Origin of the sequence: Streptomyces sp. V4I2, assembly GCF_030817655.1 — a bacterium.
Lineage (GTDB): Bacteria > Actinomycetota > Actinomycetes > Streptomycetales > Streptomycetaceae > Streptomyces > Streptomyces plumbiresistens.
Window position 1 is genome coordinate 9,071,678 of the sequence record NZ_JAUSZM010000003.1, and the last position, 15,217, is coordinate 9,086,894.

Sequence of the window (15,217 nt, forward strand, 5' to 3'; positions counted from 1 at the left end):
CATGGCCTCTGCGCTGGACCGTATCCGGGTCGGCTCGGCACCTGACTCCTGGGGCGTCTGGTTCCCGGACGATCCGGCGCAGGTGCCCTGGGAACGCTTCCTGGACGAGGTCGCCGAGGCCGGCTACTCCTGGATCGAGCTGGGACCGTACGGCTATCTGCCCACCGACCCGGCCCGGTTGACGGACGAGATCGCCCGGCGTGACCTCAAGGTCTCGGCGGGCACGGTCTTCACCGGCCTGCACCGCGGCCCCTCCGTCTGGGAGGCCACCTGGGAGCACGTCAGCCAGGTCGCCGCGCTCACCCAGGCGATGGGAGCGAAGCACCTCGTCGTCATCCCGTCCTTCTGGCGCGACGACAAGACCGCCGAGATCCTGGAGCCGCCGGAGCTGACCGGCGAGCAGTGGGCCCAGCTGACCAAGGGCATGGAGCGGCTGGGCCATGAGGTCAAGGAGACGTACGGCCTCGACATCGTCGTCCACCCGCACGCCGACACCCACATCGACACCGAGGACCACGTCGAGCGGTTCCTCGACTCGACCGACTCCGACCTGGTCAACCTCTGCCTGGATACGGGGCACTACGCCTACTGCGGCGGCGACAGCGTCAAGCTCATCGAGACGTACGGCGAACGCGTCGGCTACCTCCACCTCAAGCAGGTCGACCCGGAGATCCTCGCCGACGTCGTCAAGAACGGGGTGCCGTTCGGGCCAGCCGTACAGCGCGGAGTGATGTGCGAACCACCGTCCGGCGTACCGGAGTTGGAGCCGGTCCTGGTGGCCGCGCAGCGGCTCGGCGTGGAGCTGTTCGCGATCGTCGAGCAGGACATGTACCCGTGCGAGCCGGACAAACCGCTGCCGATCGCCGTGCGTACCCGCACGTTCCTGAGGTCCTGCGGCGCCTGAAGGGGACGACCATGACCACCCGTGGCACGAGCGAGGAACTCCGCGTCGCCGTCATCGGCACCGGCCGGATGGGCGCCGATCATGTCCGCCGTATCCAACAGGTCACCAGCGGCGCCCGGGTGACCGCCGTGGCCGACGTCGACGCGGAGCGCACCAAGGCCGTCGCGGCCCGCGTCGACGGCTGCACCGCGTACACCGACCCGGCCTCCGCGATGGCGGCGGCCGACGTCGACGCCGTCCTGATCGCCTCCCCGGGTCCCGCCCACGAGGCCGCCCTGCTGGACGCCTTCGAGCGCGGCCTGCCGGTGCTGTGCGAGAAGCCCCTCACCCCCGACGCGGCCTCCGCGCTGCGGGTGCTGGAGGCCGAGCGGACGCTGGGCCGGCGGCTGGTCCAGGTCGGCTTCATGCGGCGCTACGACGCCGAGTACGTCAGGCTCAAGGCGCTCCTGGAAACAGGCCAGTTGGGCCGCCCGCTCATGCTGCACAACCGGCACCGCAACGTCGCCAGCCCGCCCGGCTTCACCAGCGCCATGCTCATCAGCGACTCCGTGGCGCACGAGACGGACGTGACCCGCTGGCTCCTCGGCCACGAGATCACGGCCGTCACCGTGTGGCGCCCGACCCCGTCCGCGAGCGCACCGGACGCCCTCCAGGACCCGCAGTTCGTCGTCTTCGAGACGGACGGCGGGGCGGTCTCCGACGTCGAGATCTTCGTCAACTGCGGCTTCGGCTACCAGGTCCAGGCCGAGGTGGTCTGCGAACGCGGCACCGCCCGCGTCGGCGACGGCCACGCCGTGGTCACCAACATGGCCGGCCGCTGGGGCGGCACCATCGACCAAGACTACACCGTGCGCTTCGCCGACGCCTACGACCGCGAGATCCAGACCTGGGTCGACGCCACCCGCCGCGGCGAGATCACCGGCCCGAGCGTCTGGGACGGCTATGCCGCGGCGGCGGTGTGCGAGGCGGGGGTGCGGGCGCTGGAGGAGGGCGGCCGGGTGGAGGTCGATCTTGTGGAGAGGCCCGCGCTGTACCGGTGACCGAAGCCGTTAAGGCGGCGACGCCGGCCCGCCGTTTCCGCGGGCGGGCGTGCAGCCTCGTGCCTCAACGCCCGGCCGTCATCCGGGGCCGTACCTCGAACCCCGCCGCCCGATAGCACGCGTCGATCAGCGTCATCGTCGCCACCGCGTCGTCCGCGTCCAGCGGCAACGGCGTGCCCTCCCGCACCCGGTCCGCGAACGCCTCCAGCTGGTACGTGTACGACGACCGCGTCCCGAGCCGTTCCGTCCGCTCGCCCTCCGGGGTACGCACCACGACCCGGTCGTCGAGGTGCGGCAGCACGAAGTTCGGGGCGCTCGCCTCGCCGCGGGTGCCGATGATCCGGCAGCTCATCTCCAGCTCGGCGTAGGCCATGTGGCAGCGGGCCGACGCGGTGGCGCCGCCCGGGTACTCCAGCTCGGCGTCCAGCCACTCGTCGACGCCGGGAGCGGCCGCGCGCTCGCCGCCGCGCGCGGAGACGAGCCGTGGTGCACCGCCCGCCCAGGGAGCCAGCATCCGCGCGAAGTGCAGGCTGTAGCAGCCCAGGTCCATCACCGCTCCGCCGGCCAGCGGCAGCGACCAGCGCGGGTCGGAGTCGTCCGGGGCGGGGATGGCGACCAGCGTCTCCACCCGCCGCAGTTCACCGAGTTCGCCGCTCGCGAGGATCTCGTGCAGGCGGAGGGTGAGGGGGTGGAAGAGGTAGTGGAAGCCCTCCATGAAGACGGTCCCGGCCTTCTCCGCCGCCTTCCGTACCTCAGCGGCCTCCTCGGCGTTGCTCGCCGACGGCTTCTCCGTCAGGACGTGCTTGCCGGCCGCGACGGCGGCGAGGTTCCACGGCCCGTGCAGGCCGTTCGCGAGCGGGTTGTAGACGGCCTCGATCTCGGGGTCGGCGATCAGGTCGGCGTACGAGGTGGCCACCCGCTCCACGCCGTGCGCCGCGGCGAAGGCCTCGGCGCGGGAACGGTCGCGGGCGGCCACCGCGACGAGGCGGTGGCCACTCGCCCGGGCCGGGTCGACGAGGGCGCGTTCGGTGATGCGTGCCGCGCCCAGTACTCCGATGCGCAGTGGTTCCCGGCCCGGTTCGCTCATGCCTGCCGTACCTCCTCGATCGTCACGGGACGGTGCTCGCCCAGCGACAGTGTGCACGCCTCGGCGATCCAGCCGGCCTCCAGGGCGTCCTCGATCGTGCAGGGGGAGGTGCGGGTGCCGGCCACGACCTCGGTGAACGCGGTCAGTTCGGCGCGGTAGGCCTCGGTGAAGCGGTCCATGAAGAAGTCGTGCGGAGTGCCGGCCGGGAAGGTCACGCCGGGCTCCACCGAGCGCAGCGGCAGCTTGTCCTCCAGGCCCACGGCGATGGAGTCGGTGAAGCCGTGGATCTCCATGCGGACGTCGTAACCCCGGGCGTTGTGGCGGGAGCTGGAGACCACCGCGATCGTGCCGTCGTCCAGGGTGAGGATCGCGCCGGTGGTGTCGGCGTCGCCCGCCTCCTTGATGTAGTCGGCGCCCCGGTTGCCGCCGACGGCGTACACCTCGGTCACCTCGCGGCCGGTCACCCAGCGGATGATGTCGAAGTCGTGCACCGAGCAGTCGCGGAAGATGCCTCCGGAGGCGGCGATGTACGCGGCGGGCGGCGGCGCCGGGTCCAGCGTGGTCGACCGTACGGTGTGCAGCTTGCCCAGCTCGCCGGTCTGGACAGCGGCCCGCGCGGCGACGAACCCGGCGTCGAAGCGGCGGTTGTAGCCGATCTGGATCGGCACGGCACTGCCCTGGACGGACTTCAGCACCTCGACGCCCTCCCGCATGGTGCGAGCGACGGGCTTCTCGCAGAACACGGGCACGCCCGCTTCCACGGCGGCGCGGATCAGCGCGGGGTGGGCGTCGGTCGCCGCGGCGACGACGATGCCGTCCACCCCGGCGGCCAGCACGGCCTCGGGGGAGTCCGCGACCTCGGCGCCGAACCGTTCGGCGGCGGCCTTGGCGGCGTCCGCGAACGGGTCGGCGACGACGAGCGAGGCGACGGCGTCGAGTCCGGAGAGGGTCTCGGCGTGGAAGGCGCCGATGCGGCCGAGGCCGAGGATTCCGATGCGCATGGGGATTGCTGCTCCTTGGGTGCGGATGCCTGAGCGGATGTGGTGCGGGGAGGGGAAGGTCAGTCGAGACCGCCGAGCACGTTCTGGTCCCAGTCGATCACCGAGCCGGTGACCACACCGGACCGGTCCGACAGCAGGAAGACCACGAAGTCGGCGATTTCGTCCGGCTGGCCCAGCTTGCCCATCGGCAGCCGGGCCGCGGCCTGCTCGCGCCAGTCGTCGCCGGCGCCGTGGAAGGCCTTCTGTGTCGCGTCCTCGCCCTCGGTGGCGGTCCAGCCGATGTTCAGGCCGTTGATGCGGACCCGGTCGAAGCGGTGGGCGTGCGCCGCGTTGCGGGTCAGGCCGATCAGTCCGGCCTTCGCGGCGACGTACGGGGCGAGGAACGGCTGCCCGCCGTGCGCCGAGGACGTGATGATGTTGACGACCGTGCCGGGCGCCCCCCGGCCCACCATGTCGGCGACGGCGGCCTGCATGGCGAAGAAGGGCGCCTTGAGGTTGATCGCGATGTGCTGGTCGAACAGTTCGGGCGTGGTGTCCAGGAGCGTGCCCCGCGAGGTCAGGCCGGCCGAGTTCACCAGGCAGTCGACGCGGCCGTACGCCGCGACGACCTGTGCGACGGAGGCCTTGGCCTGCTCGGCGTCGGCCAGGTCGGCCCGTACGAACATGGCCTTGCCGCCCGCGGACGCCAGCTCCGCCACCAGGGCCTCGCCGGGTTCCGGGCGGCGGCCGGTGACGGCGACCACCGCGCCCGCGCGGACGGCGGCCCGCGCGATGGCGGCGCCGACGCCCTGGCTGCCGCCGTTGACCAGGGCGACCTTGTCGTCGAGAAGTCCCATGGTTTTCGGGTCCTTTCAGCTTGAGCGGCGCTCGGCGCCGGCCCGCAGTTCGTCCCGCAGGCCCTCGGGCGTCCACGTCTCGCGCAGCGCCCGCCGTACCGCGTCCGCCTGTGACGGCGGGGCGAGGCCCGCGACCGGCGGATCACTGTCGAGGTTGGTGGGGAAGGGGTAGCTCTCCGCGCTCGCCGCGATCACGTTCTCCAGCCACTCCTGGCCCGCGCCCTCGGCCCGGCGCCTGAGGAGCACGGGGAACACGGCGTTGGCGACCGCCTCGCGGTCCACCGTCTCCATCGCCCGCCCGAACGCCGAGGACACCTGGAGGAGGTTGGCCGTGCGCCGGATGTCCGTGGAGCGGTTGGTGCCGGCGGCGTGGAACAGCGCCGGGTTGAAGAAGGCCGCGTCGCCCTTGGCCAGCGGGAGCTGGATGTGCCGCTCGTCGAAGTACGCCTGGAACTCGGGGAGTCGCCACGCCAGATAGCCGGGCTCGTAGGTCTGCGAGTACGGCAGGTACAGCGTCGGCCCGGACTCGACCGACATGTCGCAGTGCGCGACCGCGCCCTGGAGGGTGAGCACGGGGGAGAGGCGGTGCACGTGCGCGGGGTAGGCCGCCGCGACCTCGTTGGACAGGAAGCCCAGGTGGTAGTCGCGGTGCGCGGTCTGCGCCGCGCCGCCCGGGTTGACCACGTTGACCTGCGAGGTGACCTGGTAGCCCGGACCGAGCCAGGCGGCCGACACCAGCGCCAGGAGGTCGTTGGCGTAGTAGTCGGCGAATGCCTCCGGGTCGTACAGGGCCGCCTTCTCCAGGGCGTTCCAGACCCGGTCGTTGGCGCCGGGCGCGGCGAAGTGGTCGCCGGCCGTCGCGCCCGAGGCGTGCTGTTCGGCGATCAGGGCGTCGAACACGGCGGAGAGCCGGTCGACGACCGCCGGATCCGGGAAGGCGCCCCGGAAGACCACGATGCCGGGACCGTCGGTGAGCGCGCGGACCAGCTCGGCCTGCACCTCACGCCGGTCCTCGGCCTCGCGCAGCCGCGCACCGTCGTAGATCAGGACGTTGCGCTCCACGGAAGCGGCGTACGGGTAGTCGGCGAGGTCCGTCGAGCGCTCGACGAGCGCGCGCAGACCGGCGAGGTCGCAGTCCTGCTCGGACAGCCAGGCACGGCGTTGTACGGAGGTGAAGGACATCGTCGTCCTTTCGGTCGAGGAAGCGGCTCGGTGACAGGGGCGACCCGGCGCTGTCATTCTTGTCAGTACAAACCCCTCGAACAACCGGCAGCGAGCCATCAAAAACCCTTCAAGGAGCCTCACGTGGGCCATCCCTTCCCGATCCGGGAGATCGCACGTCAGGCGGGCCTGAGCGAGGCCACCGTCGACCGGGTCCTCAACCGCAGGAGCGGCGTGCGCGAGAGCACCGCCCGGGAGGTCCAGCAGGCCATCGCCGACCTCGACCGGCAGCGCACCCAGGTTCGCCTGGTCGGCCGTACCTTCATGATCGACATCGTGATGCAGGCACCGGAACGGTTCTCCACCGCCGTCCGCGCCGCCCTGGAGGCCGAGCTGCCGTCCCTGCACCCGGCGGTCGTGCGCTCGCGCTTCCACTTCCGCGAGACCGGGCCGGTCCAGGAGCTCGCCCGGACCCTGGACGGGATCGCCCGGCGCGGCTCCCAGGGCGTGGTCCTCAAGGCCCCCGACGTCCCCGAGGCGACCGCGGCCGTCGGCCGGCTCGTGGAGGCGGGCATCCCCGTCGTCACCCTGGTCACCGACCTGCCCGCCACCGCCCGCCTCGGCTACGTCGGCATCGACAACCGCGCGGCCGGCGCGACCGCCGCGTACCTCGTGGGCCAGTGGCTCGGCGACCGCCCCGGCCATGTGCTCACCAGCCTCAGCAGCGGCTTCTTCCGCAACGAGGAGGAGCGCGAGATGGGCTTCCGCGGTGCCATGCGCACCCACCACCCGGAGCACAGCCTGGTCGAGATCGCCGAGGGACAGGGCCTGGACGCCACCCAGTACGACCTCGTACGGGCCGCGTTGGAACGCGACCCCGCCATCCGCGCGGTCTACTCGATCGGCGGCGGCAACATCGCGACCCTGCGCGCCTTCGCGGACGCGGGGCGGGAGTGCGCGGTGTTCGTCGCCCACGACCTGGACCACGACAACACCCGGCTGCTGCGCGAGCACCGCCTGTCCGCCGTGCTCCACCACGACCTGCGCCAGGACCTGCGCGAGGCCTGCCGCCTCGTCATGCGCGCCCACGGCGCCCTGCCGCCCGCCGGGCCCATTCTGCCGTCCGCGATCCAGGTGGTCACGCCGTACAACATGCCGCCCCAGGCGACGACCGGCTGACACCGGCGGCCTGGGGCGGGCCCCGAAAGGGGGGTCTGTCAGTGCTGCAGCGCGGGAGATCCGGTGGACGCGACCCGTCCGGCACTGCGGTGGACGCAGATGCCCACCGCCAGCAGCCAGTAGCTGAGGACGGCGCCCATCAGCGCGGTGGTGCCCCAGCCGTTCGCCGCGTAGAAGTCCGCCGGCGTGTTGCCGAAGAACAGGGACGGCACGAAGGCCAGGTTGATCGCGGCGAGGACGTACGCCGACCGGCCGGTCCAGCGGGGCAGCAGCCGGGTGCGGGAGACGGCGTAGCCGAACTCGGTGAGGAACAGCGCCAGCATGACGCGGGAGATCGACCCGTAGAGGACGTACGTGCCGCTGACGTCGATGGTCGGATCGATCGGCCGGTCGGCGGCGATGACCGCGCCCGCCTCGAGACCCATGGAGACCAGGGTGATCGTCGCGTAGACCAGTCCGGTGGCGGAGGCCATCGAGCCGACCCACTCGTGGGCGGGGCTCACCCGCCGGACCAGCTCGCGAAAGGCCGTCACGAACACGACCACGAGCGCGAGCGCGATGATCCCGACCAGCAGCCGGGACAGGACGTTCGCGTCCGGCGGCGGGCCCGAGTAGACGAAGTACAGCGGCACTTGGACGATGAGCGCGGCCGCGGCGGCGATGCCCGCGAGGCCGGTCAGGCGCCTGGCGAAGGTCTCGTTCATGGGTTCCCCCGAGTGTCGGTGGGCGGACTCGGCGTCGGCGGTTGTGCCGACACCCAGAAGCCTGCCGTCCCGGGGGCGCGCCGTCCCTGGGCCTGAGCGCCGGATCGGGGGTGGTCCTACGGTCACCCTCCCCGGTGTACGTCCACCCAGGCACCGCTCTCGGCGGACCGTGTCATCGCGTCCAGTGCGGCAGCGCTCTGCACCGCGTCCGCGAGGGTGGCCCCGTGCGGGGTGCCCTCGGCGATCGAGCTCAGGAAGCGGTACGCCTCGATCACCTTGAGGTCGTCGTAGCCCATGGCGTTGGCGGAACCGGGCTGGAAGGCCTCGTACTCGCCCTCGCCGGGACCCATGTACACCGTGCTGACCGGCTGGTCCTGGTAGCGGTCGCCGCGGCTGACGCCGAGCTCGTTCATCCGGCGGAAGTCCCAGAACACCGCGCCCTTGGTGCCGTGCACCTCGAAGCCGTAGTTGTTCTGCTCGCCGACCGAGACCCGGCAGGCCTCCAGGACACCGCGCGCGCCGGAGGCGAACCGCAGCAGGCAGCTGACGTAGTCCTCGTTCTCGACCGGGCCGAGCTCGCCGCCCGACGCACGGCTGTGACCGGCCGTGGCGCCGGTGGGGCGGGCCCGCTCCGGGACGAAGACCGCCGTGTCGGCGGTCAGGGAGGCGATGTCGCCGAGCAGGTAGCGGGCCAGGTCCACGCCGTGCGAGGCCAGGTCGCCCAGCACTCCGCTGCCGCCCCGCTCCCGCTCGTACCGCCAGGTCAAGGCGCCCTCGGGGTGGGCCGCGTAGTCGCTGAACAGGCGGACGCGGACATGCGTGACCGTGCCGATCCCGCCGTCGGCGATCAGCCGCCGGGCCGATTCCACGGCGGGCGCGTTGCGGTAGTTGAAGCCGACCGTGCCCTGCACACCCGACTTCGCGACCGCTTCGGCGACCGCCCGGGCGTCCGCCACGGTCAGACCGACCGGCTTCTCGATCCAGATGTGCTTGCCGGCCTCGGCCATCGCGACACCGATCTCCCGGTGCAGGAAGTTCGGCGCGGTGATGCTCACGGCCCGCACCCGCGGGTCGGCGACCACCTCGCGCCAGTCGCGGACGGCCGTGGCGAACCCGAACCGAGCGGCGGCCTCCTCGGCCCGCCCCGGCACATCGTCGGCGACCGTCACCAGCTCCGGGCGCAGGCCCAGCTTCGGGTAGTGATGCGGGACGCGGGCATACGCCTGGCTGTGCACCCGGCCCATCCAGCCGAATCCGACGACGGCGACACCGAGCGTATCCACCATGAGCCCCTCTTTGGACCGGTCCATGAACTGTCCAAGCCACCCTGAGCGGGCTTTCGACAGGTGTCAACCCCTTTGACAAGGCGGCGCGTCACATGGAACGGTCCAGAGCATGAGACAGCCGACGATCCGGGACGTGGCCGAGCAGGCCGGCGTCTCCAAGTCGTTGGTCTCGCTCGTGCTGCGCGGCTCCGACCAGGTTCGCCCCGAGAAGCGGGACGCCGTACTGCGGGCCGTACGCGAACTCGGCTACCGCCCCAACGCCGCCGCCCGCAGCCTCAGCGAACAGCGCACCCGCACGGTCGGCGTCCTCCTCAACGACCTGCGCAACCCCTGGTTCATCGACCTGCTCGACGGCCTGAACGCCCTCCTGCACGACCAGGGCCTGCACATGCTGCTGGGCGACGCCCGCCTCAACCGCCGCACCGGCCAGGACCTCGCCCGGCCCTTCCTGGACCTCCAGGCCGACGGCCTGGTCGTGGTCGGCACCCTGCCCGACCCGGCCGCACTCGGCACCGTCGCGGAGCGGATACCGGTCGTCGTCGCGGGCGCCCGCGAGCCCGTCCCGCCCGGCGTCGACGTGGTCGCCGGCGACGACGAGCAGGGCGCCCGGCTGGTCACCGAGCACCTCATCGGCCTCGGCCACCGCCGCATCGCGCACATCGCGGGCTATGGCGCCGTGGGCGACCTGCGCCGCGGCAGCTTCGAGGCGGCCATGCGCGCCCACGGTCTCGCCGACCGGGCACTCGTCGAGACCTGCGACATGACGGAGGAGGGCGGGTTCCGGGCCGCCGTACGACTGCTCGGCCGGCCCGGGCGGCCCACCGCCGTCGTCGCCGTCAACGACATCACCGCCGTCGGCGTGCTCTCGGCGGCCGCGGAACTGGGCCTGCGCGTCCCGCACGACCTGTCCGTCACCGGCTACGACGACACGAGCATCTCCCGGCTGCGCCACCTGTGGCTCACCACCGTCGACAACGCCGGCCACGAGGTCGGCCGCCGCGCCGCCCGCTGCCTCCTCGACCGCTTCGAGTCGGCCGGAGCAGCGGGGCGGCTCCACCTGGCCGCCCCGACACTGGAGATCCGCGGCACCACGGCCCCGCCGCTCACAGACTGATCGCGTACACCTTCCGCAGCGTCTCGTACACCGTCCACGTCGTACGGTCGTCGGCGCGCAGTGCGGGCCGGGATCCGGCCGTCGACAGGTTGTGGGGGGATCGGCCCAGGTGGGAGGGCACGCCGACTGGCGGCTCCGCCGGGCCCGGGAGATCGTGGGGGCATGGCGGACATCCCGGCGGCCGCCCCCGTGCCGCCCCGGCACGACACGCGCGAGGCTGTCCTGTTCGGCGGTGTCTACGGCGCCGTCCTGGCGAGTTCCATGGTCGCCGCGCTCACCCAGTACGGCCACACCTCCGAGGACAGCCGCCGATACGACGCCCTGTGGCTACTGGTGACCGCATTCGCCTCCGCCTTCGCTCACGGCTACGCCCACTTCGTCGCCGAACGCGCCCAGCACCGCCGCTGGGACGTCCTGCGCACCCTCGTGGACGAGTGGCCCCTGGTCGCGGCCGTGCTGCCGACCGTGGTCGTCCTCGCGGGTGCGGGCTGGGGCTGGTGGCCGGCCGACGGGGTGGAGTACCCGGCGTTCATCCTGAACATCGTGCTGCTGTTCACGCTGGGCCTGGTCACGGCCAGGTGGTCGCACCGCACGTGGGCCCTGGCGGTCCTCATCGGAGTCGTGGACGCACTGCTCGGCGTGGTCGTCGTGGTGGCGAACGCGCTCATCCATTAGCGGGCGACGCACACGGCGGCCGCCTCCCGTCGTCCGGGTGGTGGCCGCCTCGGTTCTCGTCGGCTTGGTCACACCTTGGCCGTGGTGGCCTCCTTGTTCTCGGCGGGGCCGTCGGCGGCCGGTGCGGGCTGCGGGGCGCGGTGCTTCGGGATGAAGGTGGCGAAGAGCAGGGCGAGCAGGGCGGCTCCGGCGCCGATGGCCATGACGACCTTGAAGCCGTTCTCCGAGGGCAGGGGGAAGCCGCCGTAGTCGGTGGTCATCTGGGCGAGGATGACGCCGGCGATGGCGCTGGCGAAGCTGGTGCCCAGGGAGCGCATCAGGGTGTTGAGGCTGTTTGCGGCGCCGGTCTGGGTGGGGTCGACGGCACCCATGATCAGGGCGGGCATGGCCCCGTACGTGAAGCCGATGCCGCCGCCGATGATGCAGGACACCAGGACCAGGTGCCAGACCTCGGACATGAGCACGATGTTGAGGGCGTAGCCGGAGGCCACGATCAGCGCGCCGATCATCAGGGTGAGCTTGGGCCCCTTGGCCTTGGTGATGGTCGCGGAGACGGCGGACATGGCCATCATCACCAGGCCCTGCGGGGCGAGGACCAGGCCGACGGTGAGCATGGACTTGCCGAGGCCGTAGCCGGTGGCCTCGGGCAGCTGGAGCAGCTGCGGCAGAACCAGGGACATCGCGAACATCGAGAAGCCGAGCGCGATCGAGGCGAGGTTGGTGAAGAGCACCTGGGGGCGGGCGGTGGTGCGCAGGTCGACCAGGGGCTGGCTGCTGCGCAGCTCGTAAAGGCCCCAGGCGAGCAGGATCACGACCGAGGCCAGGCCGAGGCCCAGGGTGGTGGCGCTGGTCCAGCCCCAGTCGCCGCCCTTGGAGACGGCCAGCAGCAGGGTCACCAGTCCGGCCGACAGACCCAGCGCGCCGACCAGGTCGAAGCGTCCGCCGGCCCGCACCTTGGACTCGGGTACGACCGTCAGCACGAGCAGGAAGGCGACGGCGCCGAGGGCGGCGGAGGTCCAGAACAGGAGGTGCCAGTCCCACTTGTCGGCGATGAAGGCCGCGGAGGGCAGGCCGAGGGCGCCGCCGACGCCGAGGGAGGCGCTCATCATGGCGGTCGACCCGGCGAGCCGCTCGCTGGGCAGTACGTCGCGCATGATGCTGATGCCGAGCGGGATGACACCGGCGGCCAGGCCCTGCAGGGCGCGTCCGGCGATCATCGGGATGACGGAGTCGCTGAGCGCGCAGACGACGGAGCCGGCGATCAGCAGGACGATGCTGACGAGCAGCATCCGCCGCTTGCCGTACATGTCGCCGAGCCGGCCGACCACCGGGGTGGCGACGGCGGCGGCGAGCAGGGTGGCGGTGACCGCCCAGGCCGTGTTCGACGCCGAGGCGTCAAGCAGCTTCGGCAGCTCGGGGACGATCGGGATGACGAGCGTCTGCATCAACGCGACGACGATGCCGGCGAAGGCCAGCACCGCCACGACGGTGTTCGACCTCGGCGGGGCGGGCTTCACCGCCGCGGTGGGTCGGGCAAGGGCGTCGGACATGGCAAGAGCCTCCGTCAGGGCACAAGGGGGTGGGGACAAACCGTGTTGCTTGACTTACTCAAGTTAATCGTAATTGATTGACTTAAGCAAGCTGAATCGGGGTGTGGCGAGCGCCAGGATGGGGCGGGGCCTCAGGTGGCCGCGGGTTCCTCCAGCCGGTACGGCTGCACCGGCAGCTCGGCGACGACTTCGAAGCCGCCCTGCGGACGGTGGCCCATCCGGATGCGGCCGCCGACCGAGTGGGCACGCTCGCGCATGCCCATGAGGCCGTAACCGCCGCCGCCGGGGGAGGAGGAGTCGGACCGTCTCACGGCGTCGGCGTTGACGACCGTGACGACCAGCCGGTCGTGGGTGTAGGCGAGCCGTACCTCGGCCGAGCCGGTGACGGCGTGCTTGGTGACGTTGGTCAGGGCCTCCTGCACGATCCGGTACGCCGTGAGGGCGGCACCGGCGGACAGGGGACGCGGGTCGCCGTCGGTGGCCAGGCTGACCGTGAGGCCGGCGTGCTGGAACGAGGACGCGAGGTCCGGGAGCTGGGCGAGGCCGGGGGTGGGCGCCGGCGGCTTGCCGGTGTCGGACGGGTCGGCCGTACGGTCTCCCGCGCCGGACGGTTGGGCCGTACGGTCTCCGGCACCGGGCGAGTGGGTCGTACGGTCTCCAGCACCGGGCGAGTGGGTCGTACCGTCCTGGCCGTCGGCCGGGTGGGCCGCACGGTCCTCGGCGTCGGTGGAGGAGATCGGCGGGTCCACCTGGTCCCGCAACAGGCCGACGGTGGACTTGAGTTCGCGCAGTGCCGAAGAGGTGGTGCCGGACAGGTCCCGCACGATCCGCTCGGCCTCGTCGGGCCGGGCGGGCAGCATCCGGGCGACCGCGCCGGCCTGGAGGTTGGCCAGGACGAGATGGTGGGCGACGACGTCGTGCAGGTCCCGGGCGATGCGCATGCGCTCCTCGGTGACGCGCCGTCGTGCCTCCTCCTCCCGGGTGCGCTCCGCGTGCTCGGCGCGCGCCTGCACGGCTTCCAGATAGGCGCCGCGCAGTCGGGTCACGGTGCCCAGGGAGGTGGGCAGCAGCAGCCAGGCGGTGGGGCCGAGCAGCTTGAGGACCAGGGGTTCGTTGCCGGGGCCGACGAGGAGGGAGGCGCCGACCAGCAGGGCGATGCCGGTGCCGGCGAAGGTGTTCGCGGTCCTGCGGTCGGTGCGGACGGCCAGTGAGTGCAGCGCGACCATGAGGGGGCCGAGCAGCAGGACCGTGAGGATGTAGCCGAGCGCCGCCACGGCCGTCGCGCAGACGATGGTCACCGCCGTCGTCGTGCGGGGCCGGCCGCGGCGCCACAGCAGCGCGGCGCACGCGACCCCGGTGAGCAGGACCCCGGGCCACCACGGTATGCCGGGGTCGTGGCCCGGGAGCGTGACCAGGCTGCCCGGCAGCGAGCAGGCGAAGAGTGCGGCGGCGAGTCCGGCGTCGACGGCGTGGGGGCGGGCCGAGGGCAGGCGTTGCAGGTTGTCGATCATGGTGTGGGCGTTCCGTCCGGTGCGGTCACCGCGGTGCGGACCACCACGGGCCCCTGCCTGCCGGGGGTGGCGGCAGGAGCCCGGGCGGGTCCGTCACTCGTCGAAGGTGACGACGACCTTCTCCGCGGCGCCCGGCGTCAGCGCGAGCTCGAAGGCCCGGTCGACGTCGGAGAACGGGACGCTGTGGCTGATCAGCTTCGCGAAGAGGTCCTTGTGCTCGGCGAGCTCCGCCGTGACCTCGAAGATCTCGGTCGGGTAGCCCTGGGAGGCGACGAGGGTGAGTTCGCTGCGGAGCATGCCGCCGAGGTCGATGTCCGAGCCCTTCTTCTGTACAGCGACCATGACCAGCTTCGCCTTCCACTTCGCGGAGTCGACGGCGGCCTGGAAGACGGCGGGCACGCCTGCGGCGTCGATGTAGATGTCGGTGCCGGCGCGGGGCTGGCCGAGGGCGTTGGCGGCCTGGCCGTGCAGTTCGGTCAGGCGCTCGGTGACGTTCTCCGTGGCGGAGTTGATGACGGCATCGGCGCCGACGGCCAGGGCCTTCTCCAGACGTGAGGGGATGACGTCGGCGACGACGACGTGCTCCACGCCGCGCAGCTTGAGCCAGATGGTGGCGCCGAGTCCGATGGGGCCGGCGCCGAAGACGACGACCTTGTCGGCGGGCTTGGCCTCGGAGCGGTTGACGCAGTGCCGGGCGACCGCCATCGGCTCGTTCAACGCGGCGACCGCGAAGGGGACGTGGTCGGGGAAGACGGCGACGCTCTTGCCCACCTCGGCGTCCCGGATGAGCAGGTACTCGTCCATGCCGCCGAGGTCGCCGCCGCAGCCGATGATGCCGGTCGGGGCGCCCTGCGGGTTGACGACCACGCGGTTCCCGACCTTCAGGTCCGTGACCTCGGCGCCCACCTCGACGACCTCGCCGGCGGGCTCGTGGCCCAGCGGGATGGCGCGCATCGAGCCCTTGGCATCGACCGGCATGCCGCCCATGTGCAGGAAGAAGGTGTCGGTGCCGCAGATACCGCAGGCGCGGATCCGGACCAGCGCGTCCTTGGGGCCGGGGACGGGGCGCTCGACGTCCACCACGTCGATCTTGTTCTGGGCGCCGGTCAGGACGGACTTCATCGTGGCCATGGAGGGTCTCACTTTCTGAGGGTGCGGGGTGGCAGGAG

15 protein-coding genes are annotated in these 15,217 nt (G+C 72.2%); 5 read left to right on the forward strand and 10 right to left on the reverse strand.

The window, feature by feature from the left end; translation table 11 throughout:
- The first annotated feature begins 1 nt into the window (after position 1).
- Positions 2-904: a sugar phosphate isomerase/epimerase gene (locus QFZ76_RS42380; RefSeq protein WP_307678650.1), complete on the forward strand. Its 903-nt coding sequence runs from the start codon at positions 2-4 to the stop codon at positions 902-904.
- An 11-nt stretch (positions 905-915) separates the two neighbouring features.
- Positions 916-1,944: a Gfo/Idh/MocA family protein gene (locus tag QFZ76_RS42385; protein ID WP_307678651.1), complete on the forward strand. Its 1,029-nt coding sequence runs from the start codon at positions 916-918 to the stop codon at positions 1,942-1,944.
- A 64-nt stretch (positions 1,945-2,008) separates the two neighbouring features.
- On the opposite strand, the gene QFZ76_RS42390 is transcribed toward QFZ76_RS42385, so the two are convergent.
- From QFZ76_RS42390 to QFZ76_RS42405, 4 genes are read right to left on the reverse strand one after another with little or no spacing between them, the layout of a single operon-like run.
- Complete coding sequence (locus QFZ76_RS42390; protein ID WP_307678652.1) at positions 2,009-3,031, reverse strand: Gfo/Idh/MocA family protein; 1,023 nt, start codon at positions 3,029-3,031, stop codon at positions 2,009-2,011.
- Positions 3,028-4,032, reverse strand: coding sequence for a Gfo/Idh/MocA family oxidoreductase (locus tag QFZ76_RS42395; protein ID WP_307678653.1), 1,005 nt, complete (start codon positions 4,030-4,032; stop codon positions 3,028-3,030). The genes QFZ76_RS42390 and QFZ76_RS42395 overlap by 4 nt, the downstream gene beginning before the upstream one ends.
- Before the next feature lie 59 nt (positions 4,033-4,091).
- Entirely contained in the window at positions 4,092-4,868 is a 777-nt protein-coding gene (locus tag QFZ76_RS42400; RefSeq protein WP_307678654.1) for an SDR family oxidoreductase, read from the reverse strand.
- Positions 4,869-4,883: 15 nt separating this feature from the next.
- Positions 4,884-6,050 carry a phytanoyl-CoA dioxygenase family protein gene (locus QFZ76_RS42405; RefSeq protein WP_307678655.1) on the reverse strand — a complete coding sequence of 389 codons (1,167 nt, stop codon included), beginning with the start codon at positions 6,048-6,050 and terminating at the stop codon, positions 4,884-4,886.
- A 123-nt stretch (positions 6,051-6,173) separates the two neighbouring features.
- Here QFZ76_RS42405 and QFZ76_RS42410 point away from each other — a divergent pair, with 123 nt between their 5' ends.
- Positions 6,174-7,208 carry a LacI family DNA-binding transcriptional regulator gene (locus QFZ76_RS42410; RefSeq protein WP_307678656.1) on the forward strand — a complete coding sequence of 345 codons (1,035 nt, stop codon included), beginning with the start codon at positions 6,174-6,176 and terminating at the stop codon, positions 7,206-7,208.
- Positions 7,209-7,246: 38 nt separating this feature from the next.
- Here QFZ76_RS42410 and QFZ76_RS42415 read toward each other — a convergent pair whose 3' ends face one another.
- The gene (locus tag QFZ76_RS42415; RefSeq protein WP_307678657.1) at positions 7,247-7,912 is read right to left on the reverse strand and encodes a hypothetical protein; all 666 of its coding nucleotides are present in this window, start codon (positions 7,910-7,912) and stop codon (positions 7,247-7,249) included.
- Between the two features lie 122 nt (positions 7,913-8,034).
- A complete protein-coding gene (locus QFZ76_RS42420) occupies positions 8,035-9,198 on the reverse strand; it encodes a Gfo/Idh/MocA family protein (protein ID WP_307678658.1) in 1,164 nt (387 codons plus the stop codon).
- A gap of 109 nt (positions 9,199-9,307) precedes the next feature.
- On the opposite strand from QFZ76_RS42420, the gene QFZ76_RS42425 reads away from it, so the two are divergent.
- The gene (locus QFZ76_RS42425; RefSeq protein WP_307678659.1) at positions 9,308-10,312 is read left to right on the forward strand and encodes a LacI family DNA-binding transcriptional regulator; all 1,005 of its coding nucleotides are present in this window, start codon (positions 9,308-9,310) and stop codon (positions 10,310-10,312) included.
- Here the strand turns inward: QFZ76_RS42425 and QFZ76_RS42430 are convergent.
- Positions 10,302-10,433 carry a hypothetical protein gene (locus tag QFZ76_RS42430; RefSeq protein ID WP_307678660.1) on the reverse strand — a complete coding sequence of 44 codons (132 nt, stop codon included), beginning with the start codon at positions 10,431-10,433 and terminating at the stop codon, positions 10,302-10,304. The genes QFZ76_RS42425 and QFZ76_RS42430 overlap by 11 nt on opposite strands.
- A 41-nt stretch (positions 10,434-10,474) precedes the next feature.
- Between QFZ76_RS42430 and QFZ76_RS42435 the strand changes: the two genes are divergently transcribed.
- On the forward strand, positions 10,475-10,987 hold the full coding sequence (locus QFZ76_RS42435; protein ID WP_307678661.1) for a hypothetical protein: 513 nt from the start codon (positions 10,475-10,477) through the stop codon (positions 10,985-10,987).
- Between the two features lie 68 nt (positions 10,988-11,055).
- On the opposite strand, the gene QFZ76_RS42440 is transcribed toward QFZ76_RS42435, so the two are convergent.
- The 3 genes from QFZ76_RS42440 to QFZ76_RS42450 all read right to left on the reverse strand — a co-directional run bounded on the left by QFZ76_RS42440 (position 11,056) and on the right by QFZ76_RS42450 (position 15,179).
- Positions 11,056-12,537, reverse strand: a complete 1,482-nt coding sequence (locus tag QFZ76_RS42440; RefSeq protein WP_307678662.1) for an MFS transporter — start codon at positions 12,535-12,537, stop codon at positions 11,056-11,058.
- A gap of 131 nt (positions 12,538-12,668) precedes the next feature.
- Positions 12,669-14,048 (reverse strand): sensor histidine kinase, encoded by a 1,380-nt coding sequence (locus QFZ76_RS42445; RefSeq protein ID WP_307678663.1) that lies wholly within the window; start codon positions 14,046-14,048, stop codon positions 12,669-12,671.
- Between the two features lie 93 nt (positions 14,049-14,141).
- The gene (locus tag QFZ76_RS42450) at positions 14,142-15,179 is read right to left on the reverse strand and encodes a zinc-binding dehydrogenase (protein WP_307678664.1); all 1,038 of its coding nucleotides are present in this window, start codon (positions 15,177-15,179) and stop codon (positions 14,142-14,144) included.
- Between the last annotated feature and the right edge of the window lie 38 nt (positions 15,180-15,217).